General features: G+C 63.0%; 19 protein-coding genes. 4 read left to right on the forward strand and 15 right to left on the reverse strand.

Going from position 1 to position 22,915, the window contains the following annotated elements; genetic code table 11:
• Positions 1 to 154: 154 nt before the first annotated feature.
• From AC0V2Y_RS01515 to xsc (AC0V2Y_RS01540), 6 genes are all read right to left on the reverse strand, one after another.
• The gene (locus AC0V2Y_RS01515) at positions 155 to 949 is read right to left on the reverse strand and encodes an ABC transporter permease subunit (protein ID WP_475413723.1); all 795 of its coding nucleotides are present in this window, start codon (positions 947 to 949) and stop codon (positions 155 to 157) included.
• Positions 950 to 1,028: 79 nt separating this feature from the next.
• On the reverse strand, positions 1,029 to 1,844 hold the full coding sequence (locus AC0V2Y_RS01520) for a taurine ABC transporter ATP-binding protein (RefSeq protein WP_070219220.1): 816 nt from the start codon (positions 1,842 to 1,844) through the stop codon (positions 1,029 to 1,031).
• Between the two features lie 71 nt (positions 1,845 to 1,915).
• Entirely contained in the window at positions 1,916 to 2,965 is a 1,050-nt protein-coding gene (gene tauA, locus AC0V2Y_RS01525) for a taurine ABC transporter substrate-binding protein (RefSeq protein WP_475413609.1), read from the reverse strand.
• 113 nt (positions 2,966 to 3,078) lie between these two features.
• Positions 3,079 to 4,518 (reverse strand): NAD(P)/FAD-dependent oxidoreductase, encoded by a 1,440-nt coding sequence (locus tag AC0V2Y_RS01530; protein ID WP_475413610.1) that lies wholly within the window; start codon positions 4,516 to 4,518, stop codon positions 3,079 to 3,081.
• A 25-nt stretch (positions 4,519 to 4,543) separates the two neighbouring features.
• The gene (locus tag AC0V2Y_RS01535) at positions 4,544 to 4,951 is read right to left on the reverse strand and encodes a nuclear transport factor 2 family protein (protein WP_475413611.1); all 408 of its coding nucleotides are present in this window, start codon (positions 4,949 to 4,951) and stop codon (positions 4,544 to 4,546) included.
• Between the two features lie 282 nt (positions 4,952 to 5,233).
• On the reverse strand, positions 5,234 to 7,042 hold the full coding sequence (gene xsc, locus AC0V2Y_RS01540; protein WP_475413724.1) for a sulfoacetaldehyde acetyltransferase: 1,809 nt from the start codon (positions 7,040 to 7,042) through the stop codon (positions 5,234 to 5,236).
• 223 nt (positions 7,043 to 7,265) lie between these two features.
• On the opposite strand from xsc (AC0V2Y_RS01540), the gene AC0V2Y_RS01545 reads away from it, so the two are divergent.
• Genes AC0V2Y_RS01545 through AC0V2Y_RS01555 form a run of 3 tightly spaced genes read left to right on the forward strand, consistent with a single transcriptional unit; the run spans position 7,266 to position 10,848 of the window.
• Positions 7,266 to 8,102: an IclR family transcriptional regulator gene (locus tag AC0V2Y_RS01545; RefSeq protein WP_475413612.1), complete on the forward strand. Its 837-nt coding sequence runs from the start codon at positions 7,266 to 7,268 to the stop codon at positions 8,100 to 8,102.
• A 41-nt stretch (positions 8,103 to 8,143) separates the two neighbouring features.
• Positions 8,144 to 9,118 (forward strand): AAA family ATPase, encoded by a 975-nt coding sequence (locus tag AC0V2Y_RS01550; RefSeq protein WP_475413613.1) that lies wholly within the window; start codon positions 8,144 to 8,146, stop codon positions 9,116 to 9,118.
• The gene (locus tag AC0V2Y_RS01555; protein ID WP_475413614.1) at positions 9,115 to 10,848 is read left to right on the forward strand and encodes a cobaltochelatase CobT-related protein; all 1,734 of its coding nucleotides are present in this window, start codon (positions 9,115 to 9,117) and stop codon (positions 10,846 to 10,848) included. The genes AC0V2Y_RS01550 and AC0V2Y_RS01555 overlap by 4 nt, the downstream gene beginning before the upstream one ends.
• Here the strand turns inward: AC0V2Y_RS01555 and AC0V2Y_RS01560 are convergent, their stop codons facing one another.
• The 3 genes from AC0V2Y_RS01560 to AC0V2Y_RS01570 all read right to left on the reverse strand — a co-directional run bounded on the left by AC0V2Y_RS01560 (position 10,849) and on the right by AC0V2Y_RS01570 (position 13,810).
• Positions 10,849 to 11,541, reverse strand: a complete 693-nt coding sequence (locus AC0V2Y_RS01560) for a choice-of-anchor E domain-containing protein (RefSeq protein ID WP_475413615.1) — start codon at positions 11,539 to 11,541, stop codon at positions 10,849 to 10,851.
• Positions 11,542 to 11,783: 242 nt separating this feature from the next.
• A complete protein-coding gene (locus tag AC0V2Y_RS01565) occupies positions 11,784 to 12,926 on the reverse strand; it encodes an AAA family ATPase (RefSeq protein ID WP_475413616.1) in 1,143 nt (380 codons plus the stop codon).
• The gene (locus AC0V2Y_RS01570) at positions 12,923 to 13,810 is read right to left on the reverse strand and encodes an RNA ligase family protein (protein WP_475413617.1); all 888 of its coding nucleotides are present in this window, start codon (positions 13,808 to 13,810) and stop codon (positions 12,923 to 12,925) included. Before AC0V2Y_RS01570 ends, AC0V2Y_RS01565 begins: the two co-directional genes overlap by 4 nt.
• 425 nt (positions 13,811 to 14,235) lie before the next feature.
• On the opposite strand from AC0V2Y_RS01570, the gene AC0V2Y_RS01575 reads away from it, so the two are divergent.
• A complete protein-coding gene (locus tag AC0V2Y_RS01575) occupies positions 14,236 to 15,642 on the forward strand; it encodes an RtcB family protein (RefSeq protein WP_475413618.1) in 1,407 nt (468 codons plus the stop codon).
• On the opposite strand, the gene AC0V2Y_RS01580 is transcribed toward AC0V2Y_RS01575, so the two are convergent.
• From AC0V2Y_RS01580 to AC0V2Y_RS01605, 6 genes are all read right to left on the reverse strand, one after another.
• Entirely contained in the window at positions 15,632 to 16,396 is a 765-nt protein-coding gene (locus AC0V2Y_RS01580) for a TSUP family transporter (protein ID WP_475413619.1), read from the reverse strand. The genes AC0V2Y_RS01575 and AC0V2Y_RS01580 overlap by 11 nt on opposite strands.
• Before the next feature lies 1 nt (position 16,397).
• On the reverse strand, positions 16,398 to 17,399 hold the full coding sequence (gene pta, locus AC0V2Y_RS01585; RefSeq protein ID WP_475413620.1) for a phosphate acetyltransferase: 1,002 nt from the start codon (positions 17,397 to 17,399) through the stop codon (positions 16,398 to 16,400).
• 248 nt (positions 17,400 to 17,647) lie between these two features.
• A complete protein-coding gene (xsc, locus tag AC0V2Y_RS01590; protein ID WP_475413725.1) occupies positions 17,648 to 19,402 on the reverse strand; it encodes a sulfoacetaldehyde acetyltransferase in 1,755 nt (584 codons plus the stop codon).
• 300 nt (positions 19,403 to 19,702) lie between these two features.
• Positions 19,703 to 20,713, reverse strand: a complete 1,011-nt coding sequence (locus tag AC0V2Y_RS01595) for a porin (RefSeq protein ID WP_475413621.1) — start codon at positions 20,711 to 20,713, stop codon at positions 19,703 to 19,705.
• Between the two features lie 82 nt (positions 20,714 to 20,795).
• Positions 20,796 to 21,611: a thiazole synthase gene (locus tag AC0V2Y_RS01600; RefSeq protein ID WP_475413622.1), complete on the reverse strand. Its 816-nt coding sequence runs from the start codon at positions 21,609 to 21,611 to the stop codon at positions 20,796 to 20,798.
• Positions 21,608 to 22,912 carry a D-amino acid dehydrogenase gene (locus tag AC0V2Y_RS01605; RefSeq protein ID WP_475413623.1) on the reverse strand — a complete coding sequence of 435 codons (1,305 nt, stop codon included), beginning with the start codon at positions 22,910 to 22,912 and terminating at the stop codon, positions 21,608 to 21,610. The genes AC0V2Y_RS01600 and AC0V2Y_RS01605 overlap by 4 nt, the downstream gene beginning before the upstream one ends.
• Between the last annotated feature and the right edge of the window lie 3 nt (positions 22,913 to 22,915).

The raw sequence follows: 22,915 nt of genomic DNA on the forward strand, positions 1-22,915 counted from the left end.
TGCCATAAGTCAATCTGGAAATGCAGCGGCCCGGCGCGGCGCCCAAGGGGCAAGCGCGCTGGAGGATACGTACGGGGTATGGCTGAGTTATTGCTGGTTAAAAAATGGGAGCGGCGGCAACACTTGTGGCATTAGCGCCACTCCCGGGAACGTCTTACACCTTGCCCTTCCATGGCACGAGAGTACGTTCGAGGTAGCGCATCATCAAATCAAACAGGAAAGCGAAGAAGCCGATCACGATGATGCCCATGATCACGACGTCGCTGGCCAGGAACTCGGAAGCGCTGAGCACCATGTAGCCGAGGCCGCGCGTGGCCGCCACCATCTCGCCCGCCACCAGGGTGGTCCAGCCCACGCCGATGCCGATGCGCATGCCGGTGAGGATTTCCGGAATCGCCGCGCGCAGGATCACGTGCACGATCACCTGGAAACGGGTGGCGCCCATCGAGTAGGCCGCGTGGATTTGCTCCAGCGACACGGAGCTGACGCCGGCGCGGGCCGCGATGGCCATCGGCGCGAAGATGGCCAGGAAGATCAGGTAGACCTTCGAAAACTCGCCGATGCCGAACCAGATGATGACCAGTGGCAAGTAAGCGAGCGGCGGCAACGGACGGTAGAACTCGATCAAGGGATCGAAGATGCCGCGCGCCACGCGGTTCACGCCCATCATCACGCCGATGGGAATGGCCAGCACACAGGCCAGGCCGAATGCGCCAAACACCCGCACCAGACTGGCGACCGTGTGTTCCCACAGGGTGGCGCCGCCGAAACCGGTGGTGGCCGCCATGATGAATTTTTCATAGACAGCTTGCGGCGACGGCAGGAACAGGGGTTTCACGAGGCCGCTGGCCGTCACGCCAAACCACAGCAGCAGCACGGCGATGACGGTGACGGTGGCGATGCGGCTGGAATTGCCCTGCCCCGGCGCGCCGAACGCTTCGCCGGGCATGGCGCAGCGGGGAGCGAACAGGCGGCCAAAGAAACCGGCGCGCTTGGCGGTGGCGGGAGGAAATCCCACGACGGATGGGCTATGCATGGGACACCTCCAGCTCTTTGTTGACTGCCCGCTCGTCGCCATAAATGATGTTGAGCACTGTTTCGCGCATCTTGATGAAGTCCGGGCTCGATTTCACGGCGCGCGCATCGCGGCATTCGAGGAAGCGCTTGTTGAAATCGAGTTCGTAGGTGTGCGTGATGCGTCCCGGACGGGGCGACATGACGATCAGCCGGTTCGCCAGGAACAGCGCCTCGTCGACGCTGTGGGTAATGAAGAAGAACATGGTGCTGGACTTGGCCCAGATATCGAGCAGCAATTCCTGGATGGTCTCGCGCGTCAGCGCATCGAGCGCCGCCATCGGCTCATCCATCAGCAGCATGGCGGGATTGCTGGTCAGCGCGCGGGCGATGCCCACCCTTTGCTGCATGCCGCCCGACAACTGATAAATCATATTGTCGTGAAAGTCCTTCAAGCCCACGAGCGCCAGGTTCTTGGCCGCCTGTTCGCGCCGCACGGCTTTCGGCACGCCTTGCAGCTTCAGGCCGAATTCCACGTTTTCCATCACGTTCAGCCACGGCAGCAAGGCGTGTTTCTGGAACACGACGCCACGGTCGGCGCCAGGCCCTTCCACCTTATTGTCCCCGAGCATGATTTCCCCCTTGGACGGGGCAATAAAGCCCGCCATCAGGCTCAGCAAGGTTGTCTTGCCGCAGCCGGAAGCACCGAGCGCGACGACGAAGTCGCCGCTATTGATGGTGAGATTGATATTATTTAAGGCATGTACGCGTTCACCGGCCGTCTTGCCCGGATAAATCACGCTGACATCCTTGACGTACAGATTTTCCATCGTGTCCCCACAGTTCTGTTCAACGCACTCTGTTCAGTCAGCGCGCCCGCAGGCGCGCCATCGCACAACGTTTACTTCAGCAGGCCGGCGGCCTGTGCATACTTGGGTGTCACATATTTGGCGTAGTCAGGGGCCAGCGTATCGATCTTGCCTTCGCCCTTCAAAAATTGCGCCGTGGCCAGCAAGGCTTGCGCCACGCCGCCCTTCGCGCCGCCACCGAGCCAGGCCGGCGAAGCCTGCTCCTGCAACGATGGATAGGCGTACAGGGCCACGGAAGCTGCCACGTCCTTGGCAGCCGCACCCGAATGCTTGACGTTGGCTTTGACTTGCGGGGAATCGATGGTCCACGCCTTCGGATTGGCGCGGTAGTCGGCATCGGCGGCGGCCATCACCTTGACGAACTTGGCCATGAAATCGGCATTCGCCTCGCCCCAGGCGTGCTCGACGGCCATGCCGTCAAACGTGGCCTTGCCCTTCTTGCTCAGTTCGCCAGAGGTCACCAGCACCTTGCCGTTTTGCTTGAGTTTGCTCAAGGCCGGGTCCCACACGAAGGCCGCGTCGATATCGCCCCGCTCCCAGGCGGCGGCGATCTGGTTCGGCTGCATGTTGAGCAATTTCACTTCCGTGGGCTTGATGCCCCACGTTTCCAGCGCGAACATGGTGTGGAAGTGTGTGGTGGAAACAAACGGCACGGCGATCTTCTTGCCGCGCAAGTCGGTCGGTTTGCTGATGCCGGCGCCATTGCGGGCCACCATCGCTTCGGCTTCGTTGATGTCGTCGATGATCCAGAACAGCTGCAGGTCGACGCCGCGGCTGACGGCCGCCGTCAATGGGCTCGAACCGATGACGCCGATCTGCACGTCGCCGGACGCCATGCCGGTGGCCACCTTGGCGCCCGAATCGAACTTGCGCCAGTTGATTTTGTAGCCGGTGGTCTTTTCCACCTCGCCGCTGGCGATCGCCACCAGGAAGGGACCGTTGATTTCCTGATAGGCAATCGTCACTTCCTTGCCCTGCGCGAAGGCCGTGCCGCTCGATGCGACCGCCACGCCCAGCACCAAGGTGCCGAGGACGGCGCGGCGCATCGTTGAAAAAACCGTTTTGCTCGTATTTGTGTTCATGTCTCACTCCAAGTTATTGTTATGTGTGAACGTTCGGGCAATCTCATCCTTGCGGATGGCGCCGCTGGTTGCTCTTTGTCAACCATACGGCGGCTTAGTACGGCTGCTGCTATTTAAAACACTTCATCCTTCAAGTGATACCAGCGGTACAGGAAGCGCTGGCCCAGGCGGCGGAACGGGGCGAACGCCTGCGACTCGACCAGTTCCATCATGTTGGGATACGGCAATTTCGAATTAAAGATCGGCAAGCCCGTGTCGCTGGCCTTGCCCGCGATGCGCTCGGCCATGCGCCGGCCCGCCTGTGCCGAATACATGACGCCGTTGCCGCCGTAGCCGAGCGAATAGAAGATCGATTGCTTCGGGTCCGGTTGCACGATGCGCGGCATCATGTCGTGGCTGACGTCGACCCAGCCCCACCACGAGTAATCGATGGCTATGCCGGTCAGCGCGGGGAACTTGCGGTGCAGGTCATTGATCAAAAACTGTTTGTACTTGTCGTCCGGCGCGTCGGCGCCCGTGATGGCGCTGCGGCTGCCGATCTGCACGCGGTTGTCCGGCATCAAGCGGTAGTAGTGGCGCAGGATGCGCGTATCCGTGATCACCTGGTGGGTGCGGAAATTGCACGCCTCGATTTCCGCCGGGGTCAACGGGCGCGTGACGATGGAATTCGACAAAATCGGCAGCAGCCGGTTTTTCACTTGCGCATGCAGGTGGGGCGAGGTGTAGCCGCCCGTGGCCACGGCCACGGAGCGGGCACGCACCACGCCGCCCGGCGTTTGCAGATAATGCACGCCGTTGCGCGTTTCCCAGCCCATCACGGGACTCGATGGATGCACTTTGGCGCCCAGCGCACGCGCCTTGCGCAGGTAGCCGAAGGCCAGCTTGCCCGCGTGGATGCCGATGCCTTCCGGTTCGTGCAGGGCACCCGCCGCTTCCTTGTCATCCACATACTCGCGCTTGACGGTGTCGGCGTCGAGGATGCGCGCGTCATACTTGAAGATCTCGCGCATGACCTTGGCTTCTTTTTCCAGCGCGGGCATGGCTTTCGCCTTGTGGGCGATGTACAGGTGGCCGCCCGGCTGCGGGTCGCAATCGATGTCGGCCGTGATCTTCTTGAATGTCTGCATCGCGTCGCACACTTCCGCGTGCAATTTGAGGGCCGTGTCCATGCCGTAACGGGCGATCCACTGCGAGCGCTTCAGGCGGCCCGTCGTGCATTGCGCCTGGCCGCCGTTGCGCGTGCTGCAGCCCCAGCTGACCCGATTCGCTTCCAGCACGGTGGCCTTGATGCCGTGTTCCTGGGCCAGGAAGATGGCGCAGGAGAGACCGGTAAAACCCGAGCCGATGATCGCCACGTCGACGTCGATGTCATGCGTGATGGGACCGTCGTCGGCGGGCGGCTCGCCGGCCGTGCCGATCCAGTAGGTGGGCGCGTAGGCATTGCCGTGGCCGGGCCGCTGGGCCACCAGCGGATCGTAGGCGGGATCGTAGGCCGTGCGGGCGGCGGTGCTGTTGCCCAGTACGTCAGATGGGGTGTCGACAGGTTTGTTCATGATCATTCCTGGTGAACGTGCTGGCTTAAGCTTTGACGACGGGTGGGCGATCCTTGCGGAAGGCGTTCTTCACGGCGATCTTGCCATCGCGGAAAGTAAAGATGTCGACCATGCGCGCCTCGATGCGCGTGCCGTCCGCCTTGGTGCCGGCAAAGGTCGATTCCGTCACGCCGCGCTGGCCGCTGACGAAATGCACGGGGTTCAGCCAGGCCGCGTCGGGAAAGGTTTGCCAGGCCAGCTCGAAACCGGCGCGCACGGCGTCGCGGCCGATGAAACTCTTGCCCAGCAAGTCAGGACCGGCCACAGCGTGGAATTCGCAGTCGTCGGCCATGGCGGCCATCAAGGTCTCGATATCGTGGCGGTTCCAGGCATCGCCGAACGCTTGCAGGAAGTCGATGGTGACGGCGTCGGTGTGCGGTACAGGGTGGTTCATGGTGGTCTCCGTAAATCGTTTTTGATACGCTACGTTCCGTTTTTTGTCTTTTATTGAATTTAAGCCTTAAGCATGGCCTTGTCAAATCAAATAATCCAAAAAACGGGACGCCTTGTATTCTTTAATGAAATTATGATGTTTTCGTGACAATCTGTGAGAATTTGGTCACAACGCTTTGTCGGATTACGCCGGGCTTTCGCCCGGCTAATCCGACCTACACAGTCGCGTAGGTTGGGTAGGTTGGATTAGCCCAACGGGCGTAATCCAACAACACCCGCTACATCAAACGTAATCTTTATACTTATCCAGATGACGCACCGGCTTGCTCAGCGCATCGCGGCGGAACGGATCGCCCAGTTCACGCGTGCACATGATTTCGATGATGGTCGTCTTGCCTTCATTCATCTGCATGTCGATCGCCTTCTTCAGGGCCGGCCCCACGTCCTCCAGCTTGTCGACCGTGATGCCTTCGGCGCCCATGGCCCGCGCGATCTCGGCGAAGCTCTGGTTGTCGAGCTCACCGGCGACGAAACGGCGGTTGTAGAAATCGACCTGGTTCTTCTTTTCCGCGCCCCACTGGCGGTTGTGGAATACCACGGCCGTCACGGGAATGTTGTGGCGCACGCAAGTCATCGTTTCCATCAGGCTCATGCCCCAGGCGCCGTCGCCCGCATACGACACGGCCGGACGGTGGGGAGCCGCCACTTTCGCGCCGATGATGGTCGGGAAGGCATAGCCGCAGTTGCCAAAGCTCATCGCCGCAAAGAAGCTGCGCGGCTTTTCGAAGCGCAGATAGCTGTTGGCCACCGAGTTGATGTTGCCGATGTCGGTCGATACCATCACGTCTTCCGGCATGGCTTTTTCCAGCTCGCGCAGCACCTGGCGCGGGTGCAGATAGTTGCCCGGCTCCTTCTTCTGCTCTTCGATCATATCCAGGCTGTACGCATCTTTTTCATGGGTCCAGTTGGTCAACTCCTCTTCCCACGCGGCCTTTTCCGCTTGCACGGTGGCGTAGCGCGCGTCGCGCGTGGCGTCGCAGTCGAGCGTCTTGCCATCGAGGCGGGCAATAATCGCCTTGGCGGCCGCCTTGGCGTCGCCGCAGATGCCCACCGAAATCTTTTTCACCAAACCGAGCATCTTGTTGTCGGCGTCGATCTGGATGATCTTGGCATTTTTCGGCCAGTAATCCATGCCGTGCTGCGGCAGGGTGCCGAACGGTCCCAGGCGCGAACCTAAAGCGACGACAACGTCGGCCTGGGCGATCAGTTTCATCGCCGCTTTCGAGCCTTGATAGCCGAGCGGACCGCACCACAGCGGGTGGCTGGCGGGAAACGAGTCGTTATGCAGATAGCTGTTCACCACGGGCGCGCCGAGGCGCTCGGCCAGGGCCTTGCACTCGTCGATCGCTTCGCCCATGACGACGCCGCCGCCCGAGATAATCACGGGGAACTTGGCCTTGGCCAGGAGCTCCGCCGCATCATCGAGGCTTTGCTCGCCGCCGGCGCCGCGGTCCAGGCGGTTCGGTTTCGGAATCTCGGCCTTGATTTCGCCATAGAAATAGTCGCGCGGGATGTTCAGTTGCGTCGGGCCCATTTCCGACATGGCGCGGTCAAAGCAGCGGCCCGTGAATTCCGCCATGCGGGCAGGATTGGTCACGTGGCCTTGATATTTCGTAAATTCCTCGAACATCGGCAGCTGGTTCGCTTCCTGGAAGCCGCCCAGGCCCATGCTCATCGTGCCTGTTTCCGGCGTGATGATCACGACCGGGGTGTGCGCCCAGTAGGCGGCGGCAATCGCCGTGACGCAATTGCTGATACCGGGGCCGTTCTGGCCGATGACGACGCCATGGCGACCCGAGACGCGGGCATAGCCGTCGGCCATGTGGCCGGCGCCCTGCTCGTGCACGACGGGGATCAGGCGGATGCCGGCGGGGGCGAAGATATCCATCGGGTCCATGAAGGCCGAGCCCATGATGCCGAACATGTCGGTCACGCCATTGGCGGCCAGGGTTTCCACGAACGCTTCGGACGGCGTCATCTTTTGCGGGCCTACAGGTATCGCGGCTGCGGCGGCGGCTTTTTGCTCGGTCATGTCATTCATGGGTGTCTCCTGGTCTGTGGTAATGAACTGCAGCGTATTTATCAATTTATTTATCAAAAAACGGTATATTTTGTTCCGAAATTTGATATACAATTCAATTTAAGCGTTCGGCAATCAAAAGTCAAACAGAATTTCGAGGAAACGGTACAATTTGAGTTCGAAAATGAAATAAGCTGATGTAACACTCAGATACCCAACCGAGGCCACCATGGACATGATTTCATCCCCAAAACTTGAGCCGGAAAAACTGGAAGGCGACACGCCCACGATGCGTTTGTTTGCCTTGCTGGAAGTGATTGCCGAAAAAGACCAACTGCTGTCGCTGCAAGCGCTGGTGGAAGAAACGGGGCTGCCGAAACCCACCCTGCACCGCATGCTGCAACAGCTGGAAAGCGTGGGCGTGCTGCAGCGCGAAAGCGACGGCCGCCACTACAGCACGGGTGTGCGCCTGCGCCGCCTGGCGTCTAACCTCTTGATTAACAACACCTTCCATGGCGCCCGCCGCATGGTCTTGCGCCAGCTGGTCGAGGAAGTGGGCGAAAGCTGCAACCTGACGGCCTTCAGCGGCAGCGAAGTGGTGTACCTGGACCGCGTGGAAACGGCGGCCCCGCTGCGCTTCTACCTGCATCCCGGTTCACGGGTGCCGGCCCACTGCTCGTCCAGCGGCAAGCTGTTCCTGGCGCAGATGACGCCCGTGCAACGGCGCCGCCTGCTGGGCCACATGGAATTGACGCGCTTTACGGACAAGACGGAAACGGACCCCGCCAAGCTGGAACGCGAACTGGAACTGGTGCGCCGCAACGGCTATGCGCTGGACGACGAGGAATTCCTGCCCGGCCTGCTGTGCGTGGCCGTGCTGGTGCCGAACCCGAACGGCCGCTCGAACCTGGCCGTGGCGATCCAGGCGCCCATCATCCGTTTGACGCACGACAAGGCTTTACATTTCTTGCCAGCATTGCAACGCGCCGCGCAAGCCCTGGCCGCCATCGAATCGGAAACCATGCCGACGACGGGCGGGGACGACGACGCATTGCAGACAGGTAATTCATAACCGCTGCGGCACCCATGCTGCGGCTTGACCAGGAGAACAAGGTGCCAGATTCACGCCAACATCCCCCCGCCGCCGCAGCGCAAACCTTGCAGTCCGTGCGCAGCCTGTTCCATATCGACAGCGACCTGCTCGTGCCCGTCTTCACGGAGCGCGATCCGCACGTGCCCGACATCGATCCCGCCTACCGCTTCAACAAGGACGTGACCCTGGCCATCCTGGCCGGTTTCACGCATAACCGCCGCGTGATGGTGCAAGGCTTGCACGGTACGGGCAAGTCCACGCATATCGAGCAGGTGGCGGCGCGCCTGAACTGGCCCTGCGTGCGGGTCAACCTCGATGGCCACATCAGCCGCCTGGATCTGGTCGGGAAGGATGCCATCGTGCTGCGCGAGCAGCAGCAGGTGACGGAATTCCAGGAAGGCATCGTGCCCTGGTCGCTGCAACGGCCCGTGGCCCTGATCTTCGACGAGTACGACGCGGGCCGCCCCGACGTGATGTTCGTCATCCAGCGCATCCTTGAGCGCGACGGCAAGTTCACCCTGCTCGACCAGAACCGGGTCATCACGCCCCACCCCCACTTCCGTTTGTTCGCCACCTCGAACACGGTGGGCCTGGGCAACCTGAACGGCATGTACCACGGCACGCAAGTGCTCAATCACGCGCAGATCGACCGCTGGAACATCGTTGCCACCTTGAACTATTTGCCGCAGGACGAGGAAACGGACATCGTGCTGGCCAGGGTTCCCGCCATGAACGACGCGGCGGGCCGCCAGCTGGCAGGCAGCATGGTGGCCGTGGCCAGCCTGACGCGCCACGGCTATGCGGCGGGCGACCTGGCGTGCCTGATGTCGCCGCGCACGGTGATCACCTGGGCGGAAAACTGCCAGATCTTCCGCGACCCGGCCCTGGCCTTCCGCCTGTCCTTCCTCAACAAATGCGACGAGGCCGAGCGGCCCATGGTGGCCGAGTATTACCAGCGCTGTTTCAACGAGGAATTGCTGGCGAGCCAGGCATGAGTACCGAAGCGACCGCGCCCGCCGCCTACACGCGCGAGCAGCAGGAAACGGATGAGCTGTGCGCGGGTGCCATCCGCGCGCTCAGCGGACAGGCGGCGATCCGCTACCGCGGACGGCGCCTGCACGACGGCCACCGCCCCCTGCCCATCCACGCGGCCCATCTGCAGCCCGATGCGGCGCTGCAGGATTTGCCCTCGCTGCGCGGCGCGGCCGACAGCGTGGCCCTGCGTTTGCTGCATACGGATGCGGCCCTGCACAAGTCCTTGTGCCCGGTCGAATCCGTGGCGCGGCTCGTCTTCGAGCTGCTGGAGCAACTGCGCGTGGAAACCCTGGCGCCAGAGCGGCATGCCGGCGTCATCGCCAACCTGCGCCACCGCTTTACTGCATGGTCGCACGCGTTCTACGATTCCGGCCTGGCCGAAGGCGCGTCGGGCTTGCTCTTGTACACCGTGTTCCAGATGTGCTGGTCGCGCCTGACGGCCAGGCCCGTGCTGGAAAAGACGGAAGATTTCATCGAGGCGACGCGCTGGTCCCTGTCCTCGCAACTGAGCGGCGACCTGGCGGGCTTGCGCCGCCACCGCGCCGACCAGGCCGCCTTTGCCCGCCACGCGCTGGCCATCGCCCATGCCGTCGACGCCATGCTGAAAGAGGCGCAGGCGGCGCGCGACGGCAGCGAGGACTACGGGGGCGACGCGAAGGCGCAGGCGGCCTTCAGGCTGCTGCTCGATTTCGACAGCGATAACGACAATGTTCCCGATGCCGCCCCGCTGGGCGACAGCCGCGCCTTGCGCGACAGCGATGGCGGCTACAAGGCGTACTCCACGGCATATGACCGCGAAGACAAGGCGGGCGAGCTCGTGCGCCGCGCCCTGCTGCTCGAGTACCGCGAACGCATGGATGCGCGCATCGCCAGCCTGGGCATCAATACGGCGCGCCTGGCGCGGCGCTTCACGCAATTGCTGGCCGTGCCCCAACGCGACGGTTGGTCGTTCGGCGAAGAAGAGGGTTATATCGATGGCCGGCGCCTGGCGCAGCTGATCAGCTCGCCGTCCGAGCGCCGCTTGTTCCGCAAGGAACAATTCCTGCCGCAGGCCGATTGCCTCGTCACCTTTCTCGTCGATTGCTCCGGCTCCATGAAGACGCATGCGGAATCCGTGGCCGTGCTGCTGGACATATTGCTGCGCGCACTGGATCAGGCGGGCATCACGACGGAATTGCTGGGCTTTACGACGGGCGCCTGGAACGGGGGCCGCGTCAAGCGCGACTGGATGCGCGCCCGCTCGCCCGCCCATCCGGGCCGCTTGAATGAACTCGTGCATATGGTCTTCAAGGATGGCGAGACGAACTGGCGCCGCGCGCGGCCCGACATCGCCGCCCTGCTGAAAGCGGACCTGTACCGCGAAGGCGTCGATGGCGAAGCCGTGGATTGGGCGTGCACGCGCATGCTGGCACGCCCGGAGCGGCGGCGCATCCTGCTCGTCGTATCAGACGGTTGCCCGATGGATACAGCTACGAATCTGGCCAACGACGAGTTTTACCTGGCGCAACATCTGAAACAGGTGGTGGCGCGCCGCGAAGCGCAGGGCGCCGTGGAAATCTGCGGGCTGGGACTGGGACTGGACCTGGGCGCTTACTACAGCCGCAGCCTGGCCACCACCCTGCCCGCCTCGCTGAACAATGAACTGTTCAGCGAGATCGCCCAGCTGGTTGCCGGGCGCAGCCGGCGCTGATCAGGCGCGGGGCTTGCGGCGCCGCATCATCACGCCGGCCAGCGCCAGCCCCGTCAGCAGCATCACATAGGTTTCCGGTTCCGGCACGGCGCTCACGTATTCATACGTCACTGCCACGCGGCCGGAAGCGGCCGTCTGGAACTGCGTCAGCAAATTGCCCGCGCCGCTGCCCGTCGAGGAACCGATGGCATTCAAGCCCAGGTAAATCAAACCGCCGCCCGCCGAGGAAAACAGGGCAAAGTCGCTGGCACTGGCGGTCGTGTAGCTATTCGCCCCCGTGCTCGAGCGGGGCCCCGTGTCCGCGCCCGAAGTCCCCGCGAAATCGATGCTGCCATCAAAGGCGCTCAGGGCGAATGTCTGCGTGAACAGCGGATTGGCCACCAGCAGGGTGGAATTGTCGGGACGGTACAAGGTCAGCAGCGAGGCCAGGCTCAGGGTCACGTCGGAAGCGCCCGCATCCAGGCTTTCCGCCCTGCCGCTGCCCTGCACGCCCCCTTCCAGATGGAATTTGATCGACGTCAAGGTGCCCAGGCTGCTGTCGAACTTGCCCAGCCCCAGGGTATCTGACCAATTGGTGGCGCCCAGGGCGCGGTCGGCGCTGAAGCTGATGGTCTGGGTGGCCGCCTGCGCGGAAGATGCAGCGCCAAGGCTTAGCACGGCGGCTGCGGCCAGTGCGATGAGAGATTTTTGCATGGATGACTCCTGTTCATTCAATGAGGAAGAGTGGATCACGCAGTGATTCACGCAGGAAGCGCGAGGGAGGTCCCTCGCGCCACAGCCCGGCCATTCAGCTAACCAGACAATTCATTGTAATAAATGAAAGAGTCGCAATATACTCAGTTTGTTGCAATTTTAAAAATAAGTATTGTTATTTTGATTTCCCATGCAACGATCATGCAGCGGGACGAAGAGAGCGCCGCGCCGTTGCTGGCGCCTCATTCGACGCAGTAACGCACCGTGTGCGCCTCCATGGGCAGCGGGATTTCCCAGTTCCACAGCATCGCTTGCAGCTTCTTGTTGCTGAGCGAGGTGTCGCGCTGGCCGTTGCGTCGGAGTAATTCCTTGCGCGGCTGTTCCAGGTACACGAGCTCCACCTGCGCATGGTATTTGTACAGCAGGTTGAGCGTCTTTTCGCGCATCAGCTTGGACAGATGCGTGGCATTCCACACGAACGGTTCGTGCTTGCGCAGCAGTTCGCGCGCCCGCTCTTCCGCATAGTCGCCCACCTGCCCCTCGTTCTTGCCATGCTTCAAGCCTAAGGCCGTCCGCGCATCGTCAAACGACACGACGGGCAGGCGCGGATGGTGCTTGTCCACCCAGGTATTCTTGCCCGAGGCGGGCAAGCCCGACATGACGATCACGTGCGAACCCGGCTCCTGGAACAGGGAATAATCGGGATGCGCCTCGGCGCCGCGAAAGTACTTCACGCGCGTGTGGTCGTCGACGAAGACCCTGCGCTGGCCATAGCAGCCTTCCTCGCGCGCCAGTTCGCGGAACAGCTCGATGGCATCCCAAATGCGCTGCGGGTCCGGGCAGATGCGGCCGCGGATATCGGCCTCGGCCAGCATGGCCAGCAGGCGGATATCGACTTGCCACGACAGTTCGCGCACGGTAAATTCCGGCGTCACGCCGCGCCGCGATTGTTCCAGCGCAAAGAACGGCACCTGGTGCACATTGATCAAGCGGCAGATTTCCTCGCGCGCGGCAAACGGCACGTCGTAGTCCCACAGGGCGATGCGCGCATCGAGCGCGCCCTTGCGCGAGTGGCCGGGCTGGCCGATGGCGCCCGTCACGGGGTCGATCACCGTCGTGCTGCACTTGGCCACGTCGTGCAGCAAGGCGGCCAGGAACACGATTTCCTGTTCCGCGCGCGTCGCTTGCTGATATTCAGGCATGCCCAGCAAGGATTCCACCACCATCATCGTATGCGTCCACACATCGCCTTCCGCGTGGTACACGGGGTTTTGCGGCGTCGTCTTCGCCAGTTCCAGCTGCGGGAAAGCGGCCAGGCAGGCGCTGAAGTCGGGCGAGCGGCCCGCTGTGGGCACCAGTTGCTGCAGGGTTTTCCAGTTCATCATTTCATACTCCTTGAGAAGGCTGCCAGTTCATCGAGCGACTGGCAGGTATGCAAGCCCAGGCTTTCCCACGTCACCAGCGGCTGCGGCGCGTACAGGTCGACGCCGTCGGCCAGCAGGTTCGGGATCAATGGCCGCGTGCTGTGGTGCGAACCGCTGTCGAGGATGGTTTGCGTAAAGTCATGGCGCACCAGCTTGTAGCGGGCCAGCACTTGCTCGTCGTCTTCCACTTTCAGGTACAGGCCTTCCGCGTGGTCGGACTTGTCCGTCTGCTTCCAGCACAGGTCCAGCGGCAAGCGCTCGCGCGCCACCACGCCTTCGAAAGCGTCGCGCCACAGCAGGGACTTGGCCAGCGAATGGCGTAGCAGCTGCCACAGCTGTTTCGGCGACGCGGGCATGGTGCCCGCATACAGCACGGGGACCGACAGCACGGGCGAGCCGGCCAGCATGGCGCGGCGGCGCGCCGTCGACAAAAACATCTGGCTGCGGCGGCAATACATGTCGAACTCGTTGAAATAATGGGGCAGGCGGTCGTAAAACACGGAATGCTTACTGTAAGACCACTCGCCAAACAGCACAAATTGATCTTCAAGCATATGCAGCAAGGCGTGCTCATGCGCATGGGCCCACGGTTTCAACAGGTTGAACTGGCGTTCGCTACCGCCGCCCGCCAGGTAGTGGCCGCGCGACTGCAGCAGCACCTCGCCCGCATCGCTGAACGACACGGCGGAGTTGGCGCCATCGATTTTTTCCTCGATGACGACGTATCGGCCGGCCAGCTTTTTCAGGGGCATCTGGTCGGAACCGTCGTCGCCGTCCTGCAGGCGCGAGCCTTCCAGGTGCGGCGTGCGCGGGTATTTAAATAAAGGCAAAGATTGTAAAAACATAGCGTCCCACGCCGCGTTCACCGGGGCGTGTCCATACAGGGTCAGGGGTGCTGACGACGTGTTCGGGCGTGGACGATCAGGACGGTGGTCCTGGATACGTGTGCGGAAAGAGCAAAAACAGTGCCGCAGCAATCGGGGGCGTCAACGCGCCGAACGATGCTGCAGAGAGCATTTCGTCAGCGTTAGCAGGTGATGGCGAAGAAGCGAGGCACTTTTGGCTCCAATAAGGAAGAGGTTCGAGAAAGAACCGCGAATATAAAGGCAGTTTGATTATTTTGCAAGTGGCTCTTCCTATCGTGCGCATCCCTGGCTTTGCAATCCCCGCAAAATTTGCTAAGCTGGCGGCACTTCCTGTCGCTGCTGCGTGGAAAACAAACATGGCCCTTGCAAAAGGGCCGTGCATTCGTTATTTCCGGAGCAGAATCGTGTTTCCCATATCCAGATTACAAAAAGCCCTGCGCCGCCAGGGCATCGCCGTCGCCTATGCCGACGGTATTTATACGCTCAGCAATCCGCACGCCCAGGCGTCCGTACTGCTGCCCCACAACTTTCCCCTCGAGGAAAAAGCCGTGCGCCAGCTGATGGAGTTTGCCGCCGTCGCCGTGCCGGGCCAGGATGGCCATGTGTGCAAGGCGTGCGCCACGCCCGACTTCCACCCTGGCAGCATCGCGCCCGTCGGCAGCATCGTCGCCACCAGCCCCGACATGGTGATCCCCGCCATTCCCGGCACGGACATCGCCTGCGGCATGCGCCTGATCACGACAGGCCTGACCCTGGCCCAGTTCGAGGCCCGCAAGCCGCAGCTATTGAGCAAGCTCAAACACGTGTTGCTGGAAGACGGCCGCAACGTGCCGCTGCGCTCGAAGGCGTTTTCCGCCCTGTTCGAGGTGGGGCCGGAAGCGTTCATCGACAGCCTGCACAAGGATGGCATGTGCGGCCTGTGGCCCCGCGTCGACAAGGAGCGTTTGTTGCGCGAGCTCGACGCTTGCATCGCCCTGCGCGAATTGGGCGGCGGCTTGCGCCATGCGCCCGAAGCGCTGGTGGGCACGCGCGAAGTGATACGCGACCCCAGCCTGGGCACGACGGGATCGGGCAACCATTTCGTGGAAATCCAGCTGGTCGATACGGTCATGGAACGCCACGCCGCATACCGGCACGGGCTGGTGCCCGGCGAAGTGGTCGTGATGATCCACAGCGGCAGCCGCGACGTGGGTTTTTTTGTGGGCAGCCGCTGGATGGACCGCGCCAGGGAGGCGTGGCCGAAAGGCGTGCGCCACCCGCAGTCGGGCCTGTACGGCTTGACGGGCGAACTGGCCGGCGAATACATGGACGCCATGGGCGTAGCCTCGCGCTACGCCTGGGTCAACCGCATGGTATTGGCCGAACTGGTGCGCGACAGCCTGTCGCAAGTGTTTGCGCAGGATCAATCGCGCCTGGTGGTCGATGTGCCGCACAACGTCATCCTGCGCGAGCATGGCATGAACATCCACCGCAAGGGCGCCACGCCGGCGCGCGAGGGCGACCTGGCGCTGATCCCCGGCTCCATGGGCGACTATTCCTATGTGGCAACGGGGATGGGCAATCCCGACTGGCTGTGGTCGTGCTCGCACGGCGCGGGGCGCAGCATCCGCAGGCAAGCCATGCGCGCCATCCGGCCCACGGTGGGCGGCGACGAGATGACCTTCCAGTGCGTGACGCTGCGCGAGGAACGCCGCGTCGAGGAAGCGCCGATGGCCTATAAAAAGATCGGTCCCGTCATCGCCGCGCAGGAGGAAGCGGGCTTGCTGCAATCGGTGGCGCGCTTGAAACCTTTATTGACGTTCAAGGCCTGAGCAACTGCGGCACGGCCGCCGCCATCAGCGAGAGGCCGATGGCGGTCAGCACGGCAAACGCGATGCGGCGCATGCCGCGCTGGGCGATCGGCGGCGGGTAGCGCTTGCCTGCCATGGTGGCCAGCACGCCGACGGGCAAGGCCAGCGCGCACAGCAGCAAGACTTTCGCGTCGAGCTGGCCCTGGCTGCCCGCCATCAGCGAGCGCCCGCCCGCGCTGATGGCGAACAAAAAGATCAGGCTGTAGCGGATGGTGGTCAAACTCATTTCCTGGCGGTAAAACTGGTACACGAGCGGCGGGCCGGCCAGCGAAAACAGACCCGAGAACAGGCCGCCGCACACGCCGCTGATGAAAAAGCTGCGCTTGTCCGCCGCGCCCGGTCCCGGCGGCGCCTGCAGCAGGATGCTGACGCCGCCATACACGATGGCTGCGCCCAGCAACAGTTTCAGCACGGGCGCATATGCCTGGTCCAGATATCCCAACAGCAACACGCCGGCCGCCATGGCCGGCAGCAAGCCGATGCTGGCGGCGCGGATGGCGCGCCAGTCCAGGTGGTGCAAGGCGCCCGGCAAGGCCACCAGGCAATTGGCCAGGGACAACAAACTGACGAGGGCCGCCAGCGCGGGCACGGGCGCCAGGCCGAGGCCGCTGGCCACGCCCATGACGATCATGCCCAGGCCAAAGCCCGTGACGGTCTGGAAATACGTGCCGGCCGCCACCACGCCCAGCAACGCCAGCACGGGCAGGCTGAACAACTCAGCGCCCACCCTGGGCCTGCACGGCCGTCACGGCAATGACGTTGTAGACGTCGTCGGCGCTGCAGCCGCGCGACAGATCGTTGGCCGGCTTGTTCAAGCCTTGCAGCAAGGGGCCGATGGCGACGGCGCCGCCCATGCGTTCGGCCAGCTTGTAGCCGATATTGCCCGCGTCCAAGTTCGGGAACACCAGCACGTTGGCGCGGCCGTTGACGACGGAATCCTTGACTTTTCTCTGGGAAATCTCGGCCACGATGGCCGCGTCCAGTTGCACGTCGCCATCGATGGCCAGCAGCGGACGCTGGGCCTTGACCCGGTCCGTGGCCGCATGCACCTTGTCAACGGCCGCGTGGTGGGCGCTGCCGCTGGTGGAAAACGACAGCATGGCCACCCGCGGTTCTTCCATCAGCAAGGCTTGCGCGCTGTCGGCGGCGGCCATGGCGATGTCGGCCAATTCCTCGGCCTTCGGGTCAACGACGAGGGCGCAGTCGGAAAAGATGAATCCGCCCTTCAGGCTGTGGAACGGTTCGCACAGCATCATCAGGAAAAAGCTCGACACGAGCTTGAAGGCCGGGTCGACGCCGATGATCTGGATGGCGCTGCGCACCACGTCGGCCGTCGTGTGCACGGCCCCCGCCACGCAGCCGTCGGCGTCACCCAGGCGCACCATCAGGTTGGCATAGCACAGCGGATCCTGCACGGCGATGCGCGCCTGCTCCACCGTCATACCCTTGGCTTGACGCAGCACAAACAATTGCTGGGCATAGTGTTCCGACTCGTCGGACGTTGCCGGATCGACCAGGCGCACCGCGTCCAGGTCCAGTCCGTGCTCCTGCGCCAGGGCCAGGATGGCGGCCGGCTTGCCGACGAGGGTGATGTGCGCCAGGCCTTCGGCGGCAGCCCGCGCAGCAGCCTGCAGCACGCGCGCATCGCCGCCCTCGCACAACACGATGTTTTTCGGCACGGCACGGGCTTGTTCGATGATGCGGTGCAGGGCTTTCATGGCGACTCCAATTCGGTAAAAAAAGTGCCGGAACCATGGAAGCATAAAGATGGTTCCGGCACATAAAACCCGGCAAGCCGGGGTCATACAAGGATCGGTCGGGGTGGCGTCGGATGACGCCGGGCCTGGCTACTGCCCGGGTGGTGTCGGATGACGCCGGGCTTTGCCCGGCTAATCCGACCTACACAGTCGCGTAGGTTGGGTAGGTTGGATTAGCCTAAAAGGCGTAATCCAACAACCTCAGCGCATCAAACGTAGTCTTTATACTTATCCAGATGACGCACCGGCTTACTCAGCGCATCGCGGCGGAACGGGTCGCCCAGCTCGCGCGTGCACATGATTTCGATGATGGTCGTCTTGCCTTCATTCATCTGCATGTCGATCGCCTTCTTCAGGGCCGGCCCCACGTCTTCCAGCTTGTCGACCGTGATGCCTTCGGCGCCCATGGCCCGCGCGATCTCGGCGAAGCTCTGGTTGTCGAGCTCACCGGCGACGAAGCGGCGGTTGTAGAAATCGACCTGGTTCTTCTTTTCCGCGCCCCACTGGCGGTTGTGGAATACCACGGCCGTCACGGGAATGTTGTGGCGCACGCAGGTCATCGTTTCCATCAGACTCATGCCCCAGGCGCCGTCGCCCGCATACGACACGGCCGGACGGTGGGGAGCCGCCACTTTCGCGCCGATGATGGTCGGGAAGGCATAGCCGCAGTTGCCAAAGCTCATTGCCGCAAAGAAGCTGCGCGGCTTTTCAAAGCGCAGATAGCTGTTGGCCACCGAGTTGATGTTGCCGATGTCGGTCGACACCATCACGTCTTCCGGCATGGCTTTTTCCAGCTCGCGCAAGACCTGGCGCGGGTGCAGATAGTTGCCCGGCTCTTTCTTCTGCTCTTCGATCATGTCCAGGCTGTAGGCATCCTTTTCATGGGTCCAGTTGGTCAACTCCTCTTCCCATGCGGCCTTTTCCGCTTGCACGGTGGCATAGCGCGCGTCGCGCGTCGCATCGCAGTCCAGCGTCTTGCCGTCCAGGCGGGACAGGATGGCTTTGGCGGCCGCCTTGGCATCGCCGCAGATGCCCACCGAAATCTTTTTCACCAAACCGAGCATCTTGTTGTCGGCGTCGATCTGGATGATCTTGGCATTTTTCGGCCAGTAATCCATGCCGTGCTGCGGCAAGGTGCCGAACGGTCCCAGACGCGAACCCAAGGCCACGACGACGTCGGCCTGGGCGATCAGTTTCATCGCCGCCTTCGAACCCTGGTAGCCGAGCGGACCGCACCACAGCGGGTGGCTGGCGGGAAACGAGTCGTTGTGCAGATAGCTGTTCACCACGGGGGCGCCGAGGCGCTCGGCCAGGGCCTTGCACTCGTCGATGGCTTCGCCCATGACGACGCCGCCGCCCGAGATGATCACGGGGAACTTGGCCTTGGCCAGGAGCTCCGCCGCATCGTTCAGGCTTTGCTCGCCGCCGGCGCCGCGGTCCAGGCGGTTCGGTTTCGGGATCTCCGCCTTGATTTCGCCATAGAAATAGTCGCGCGGGATGTTCAGTTGCGTCGGGCCCATTTCCGACATGGCGCGGTCAAAGCAGCGGCCCGTGAATTCCGCCATGCGGGCGGGATTGGTCACGTGGCCTTGATATTTCGTAAATTCCTCGAACATCGGCAGCTGGTTCGCTTCCTGGAAGCCGCCCAGGCCCATGCTCATCGTGCCCGTTTCCGGCGTGATGATCACGACCGGGGTGTGCGCCCAGTAGGCGGCGGCAATCGCCGTGACGCAATTGCTGATACCGGGGCCGTTCTGGCCGATGACGACGCCATGGCGGCCCGAGACGCGGGCGTAGCCGTCGGCCATGTGGCCGGCGCCCTGCTCGTGCACGACGGGGATCAGGCGGATGCCGGCCGGAGCAAAGATATCCATCGGGTCCATGAAGGCCGAGCCCATGATGCCGAACATGTCGGTCACGCCATTGGCGGCCAGGGTTTCCACGAACGCTTCGGACGGCGTCATCTTTTGCGGGCCTACAGGAGCGGGTGGATGCACTGCGGCGGCTGCGGCGGCTTTTTGGTCGGACAAATCGGTCATGGCTCAGTCTCCTTACGGTTTTATAAAAAATCGGTATATTTTGTTCCGATATTTGAAATACGTGTTCAATTTAACGGTTGCGAAATGCACTGTCAATGAAAATTCATGAAAAATCGGACTGTTTCATTCCTGAATCCGGAATCTGTGACTTTGCCCCATTCCTGAAACAACAATGGCGGCTTATCCGCAACAGACAAGCCGCCATCGCCACCTGCACTGCCGCGTTTAGAACTTCAGGCGCATGCCGGCCGTGAAGGCGCTCGAGTTATGCCCAGGCAAGGGCACGCTGCCGCCGCTGGAGGCGTCGCCGACGAAGTTGGTGCCCGCGCCATCGTTGCTGATGCGCCCGTATGAGGTGTACAGGTTGGTGCGCTTGGACAAGGCATAGGTGTAGCCGATGGCCAGCTGGCGCCCGCCGCGGCGCGCATTCGTGCGGTCATCCTTGCGGATGTACGAGGCCATCACGCTGCCCGCCGCGCCCACGGGGGCCGACGCGCCCAGCATGTAGTTGCGGAAATCCGTGCCCGCATCGTCCTTGTCCGTTTCATACGCGGCGTGCAGCTTGGCGGGGCCGAAGTCGTAGGTGCCGCCCAGCAAGGTGACTTTCGCCGTGTTCAGCGGCGTATCCTTGCGGTTGTCGTGCGCCAGCGTCAGCACGAGCGGGCCGTTGGCGTAGTCGATGGAAAAGTCGATGGTGCGGCCCAGGGTATTGCTGTCCGGCTTTTCGCCCAGGCCATACATGATCGATGCCGACAGGCCCTTCACCTTCGGCGTCTCGTACATGATGGAGTTTTTCGTGCGCAGGCTGGCCACGCTCATCAGGTTGATCGAGGCGCCCGTCATGCCCGTCTCGAAGGGGTCGATATTGTCCAGCGCGGTAAACAGCGGGTTGTGCTGCAAGCCCAGGTTCACGGTGCCGAAGTCGCCGGACAGGCCCACGTAGGCCTTGCGCCCGAACAAGGCGCCCTGGCGGTTGGCGCCCGTGTCGAGGTCGAGGCCATTTTCCAGCAGGAAGTTGGCTTTCAAGTTATTGCCCAGGTCTTCCGTGCCCTTGAAGCCGATGCGGCTGCCCGACTGCACGCCGGTGGCCAGCTTGGTGACGGAACCGTCCGCGCCGCCGTGCTCGGACGTGAAGCCCGCGTCGAGCAAGCCGTACACGGTGACGGACGACTGGGCGCCGGCGCTGCCGGCGAAGAATGTGGCGAAAATTGCTGCCGCTACGAGTGTGTGTTTCATGTCATCTCCAGGTATTGTGGTTTTTATGGGTGCTTCAAACAGAATCAACAACGGTGCTGCAGACTGCGGTAAATGCGGCGGCTCAGGCGATCAGCCCGGCCATCGGCGACGAGGGCGATGCGCTCATGACGCCCGCTCTCCGGGGCATGCGCCCGGCCAGATAGGCCTCGCGTCCGCCCTGCACTGCCAGTTTCATGGCGCGCGCCATGCGGATAGGCTCGCGCGCCGCCGCGATGGCGGTATTCATTAAGATGCCGTCGCAACCGAGTTCCATGGCGATGGCAGCATCCGACGCCGTGCCGACACCGGCATCGACCAGCACGGGCACACGGGCTTGCTCGATGATCAGCGACAAGTTCCAAGGATTGAGTATGCCCATGCCCGAGCCGATCAATGACGCCAGCGGCATGACGGCGATGCAGCCGATATCTTCCAGCATGCGCGCCTGGATGGGGTCGTCGCTGCAATACACCATCACCTGGAAGCCATCCTTCACCAGCTGTTCCGCCGCCTTCAACGTTTCCGGCATGTTCGGGAACAGGGTCTTTTCATCGCCCAGCACTTCCAGCTTGCACAACTGGTGGCCGCCCAGCAGCTCGCGCGCCAGCTGCAGGGTGTAGACGGCGTCGCGCGCGTTGTAGCAGCCGCCCGTGTTGGGCAGGATCGTGTATTTCGATGGCGGAATGAAGTCGAGCAGGTTCGGCTCGCCCTTTTCCTGGCCGATATTCACCCGGCGGATGGTCACGGTGACGATCTCGGCGCCGCTTTCCTCGATGGCGAGGCGCGTCTCCTCGAAGTCCTTGTATTTGCCGGTGCCCACCAGCAGGCGCGACTGGTAGGTGGTGCCGGCCAGGGTCAGGCCGCCGGGGGTATGGCTGGGGGTGGCGTCGTCTCTCATCGTGGTGCTCTCCTAAGTTGAACCAACGCGGCCTCTTGCCGGGGGGCTTCGCCGCAAAACGCAAAATCGACTTCCGGCCGCCGTCCCGACACGAGGTCGGCGATCGCCCTGCCCGCGCCGCAGCCCATGGTCCAGCCCAGGGTACCGTGGCCTGTGTTGAGGAATAGCTGGCGGTAGCGCGTGGCGCCGATGTAGGGCACGTTCGACGGCGTCAGGGGGCGCAAGCCGGCCCAGTAGACGGGATCGCTATAATCGCAGGCGTGGGGGAACAGCGCCTGCACGCGGCGCGTGATGGCGGCGCAGCGCACGGGGTTGAGTTCGCGCGTGTAGCCGTTCAGCTCGCACGTGCCGGCCACGCGCAGGCGCGATCCCAGGCGCGAAAACACCAGCTTATGGCCATCGTCCGTCAGCGACACGCTGGGTGCGCTGACGGGGTCGATGATCGGATACGTGGCCGAGTAGCCCTTGCCCGGATACAGCATCAGCCGGATGCCCAGCGGCTGCAGCAGCGGTGCGGAAAAGCTGCCCATGGCCACCACGACGGCATCCGCATGCTCGAGGCGATGACGCCCCTGCGCATCGATGCATTCCACGCCCGTGATGCGTGCGCCATCGGCCAGCAGCCGCGTCACCGTCGTGCTGTACTGAAAATCCACGCCGGTGACCGCCGCGCGCGCGGCCAGGGCCGTGGTAAACAAGTGCACATCGCCCGACTCGTCGCTGGCCGTGAAGTCGCCGCCGACGATCTGCTGGCGGGCATGGGCCAAGGCCGGTTCCAGCCGGATCACTTCGTCGGCGCTGACGGTATTGCGCGGGCAGCCCAGTTCGCGCAGGAGCGCGGCGCCCGCTTGCGATTTATCAAACTCCTGCTGGTCCGTATAGAAATGCAAAATGCCCCGCTCGAGGTGGTCATAGGCGATGCCCGTCTCGCGGCGCAAGGCTTGCAGGCTCTGGCGGCTGTACTCGGCCAGGGCGACGATCTGGCGCATATTGCGCGCCACCCGCGATGGCAGGCATTCGCGCAGGTAATGCAAGGTCCACTGCCATTGCAGCGGATCGAGGCGGGGACGGAACAGCAGCGGCGCGTCGTCCTTGCCCAGCCAGCTCACGACCTTGCGCAGGGTGGCGGGATTCGCCCACGGTTCCGCATGCGAGACGGAAATCTGCCCGCCGTTGGCAAAACTGGTTTCCTGCGCGGCGCCCGCCTGGCGCTCGAGCACGCGCACGTCGTGGCCCGCCTGGCGCAAGTACCAGGCCGATGCCGTGCCGACCACGCCGGCGCCGAGAACGAGGATCTTCATGGC

The organism is Janthinobacterium sp. BHSEK (assembly GCF_056174685.1).

Coding starts and splice junctions, on each gene's coding strand:
- AC0V2Y_RS01595 (WP_475413621.1), bottom strand. CDS start 20,713: ATGAAACACACACTCGTAGCGGCAGCAATTTTCGCCACATTCTTCGCC.
- AC0V2Y_RS01605 (WP_475413623.1), bottom strand. CDS start 22,912: ATGAAGATCCTCGTTCTCGGCGCCGGCGTGGTCGGCACGGCATCGGCC.
- xsc (WP_475413724.1), bottom strand. CDS start 7,042: ATGACCGAGCAAAAAGCCGCCGCCGCAGCCGCGATACCTGTAGGCCCG.
- pta (WP_475413620.1), bottom strand. CDS start 17,399: ATGAAAGCCCTGCACCGCATCATCGAACAAGCCCGTGCCGTGCCGAAA.
- AC0V2Y_RS01600 (WP_475413622.1), bottom strand. CDS start 21,611: ATGAGAGACGACGCCACCCCCAGCCATACCCCCGGCGGCCTGACCCTG.
- tauA (WP_475413609.1), bottom strand. CDS start 2,965: ATGAACACAAATACGAGCAAAACGGTTTTTTCAACGATGCGCCGCGCC.
- xsc (WP_475413725.1), bottom strand. CDS start 19,402: ATGACGCCGTCCGAAGCGTTCGTGGAAACCCTGGCCGCCAATGGCGTG.
- AC0V2Y_RS01555 (WP_475413614.1), top strand. CDS start 9,115: ATGAGTACCGAAGCGACCGCGCCCGCCGCCTACACGCGCGAGCAGCAG.
- AC0V2Y_RS01535 (WP_475413611.1), bottom strand. CDS start 4,951: ATGAACCACCCTGTACCGCACACCGACGCCGTCACCATCGACTTCCTG.
- AC0V2Y_RS01515 (WP_475413723.1), bottom strand. CDS start 949: ATGCCCGGCGAAGCGTTCGGCGCGCCGGGGCAGGGCAATTCCAGCCGC.
- AC0V2Y_RS01530 (WP_475413610.1), bottom strand. CDS start 4,518: ATGAACAAACCTGTCGACACCCCATCTGACGTACTGGGCAACAGCACC.
- AC0V2Y_RS01545 (WP_475413612.1), top strand. CDS start 7,266: ATGATTTCATCCCCAAAACTTGAGCCGGAAAAACTGGAAGGCGACACG.
- AC0V2Y_RS01565 (WP_475413616.1), bottom strand. CDS start 12,926: ATGATGAACTGGAAAACCCTGCAGCAACTGGTGCCCACAGCGGGCCGC.
- AC0V2Y_RS01570 (WP_475413617.1), bottom strand. CDS start 13,810: ATGTTTTTACAATCTTTGCCTTTATTTAAATACCCGCGCACGCCGCAC.
- AC0V2Y_RS01520 (WP_070219220.1), bottom strand. CDS start 1,844: ATGGAAAATCTGTACGTCAAGGATGTCAGCGTGATTTATCCGGGCAAG.
- AC0V2Y_RS01560 (WP_475413615.1), bottom strand. CDS start 11,541: ATGCAAAAATCTCTCATCGCACTGGCCGCAGCCGCCGTGCTAAGCCTT.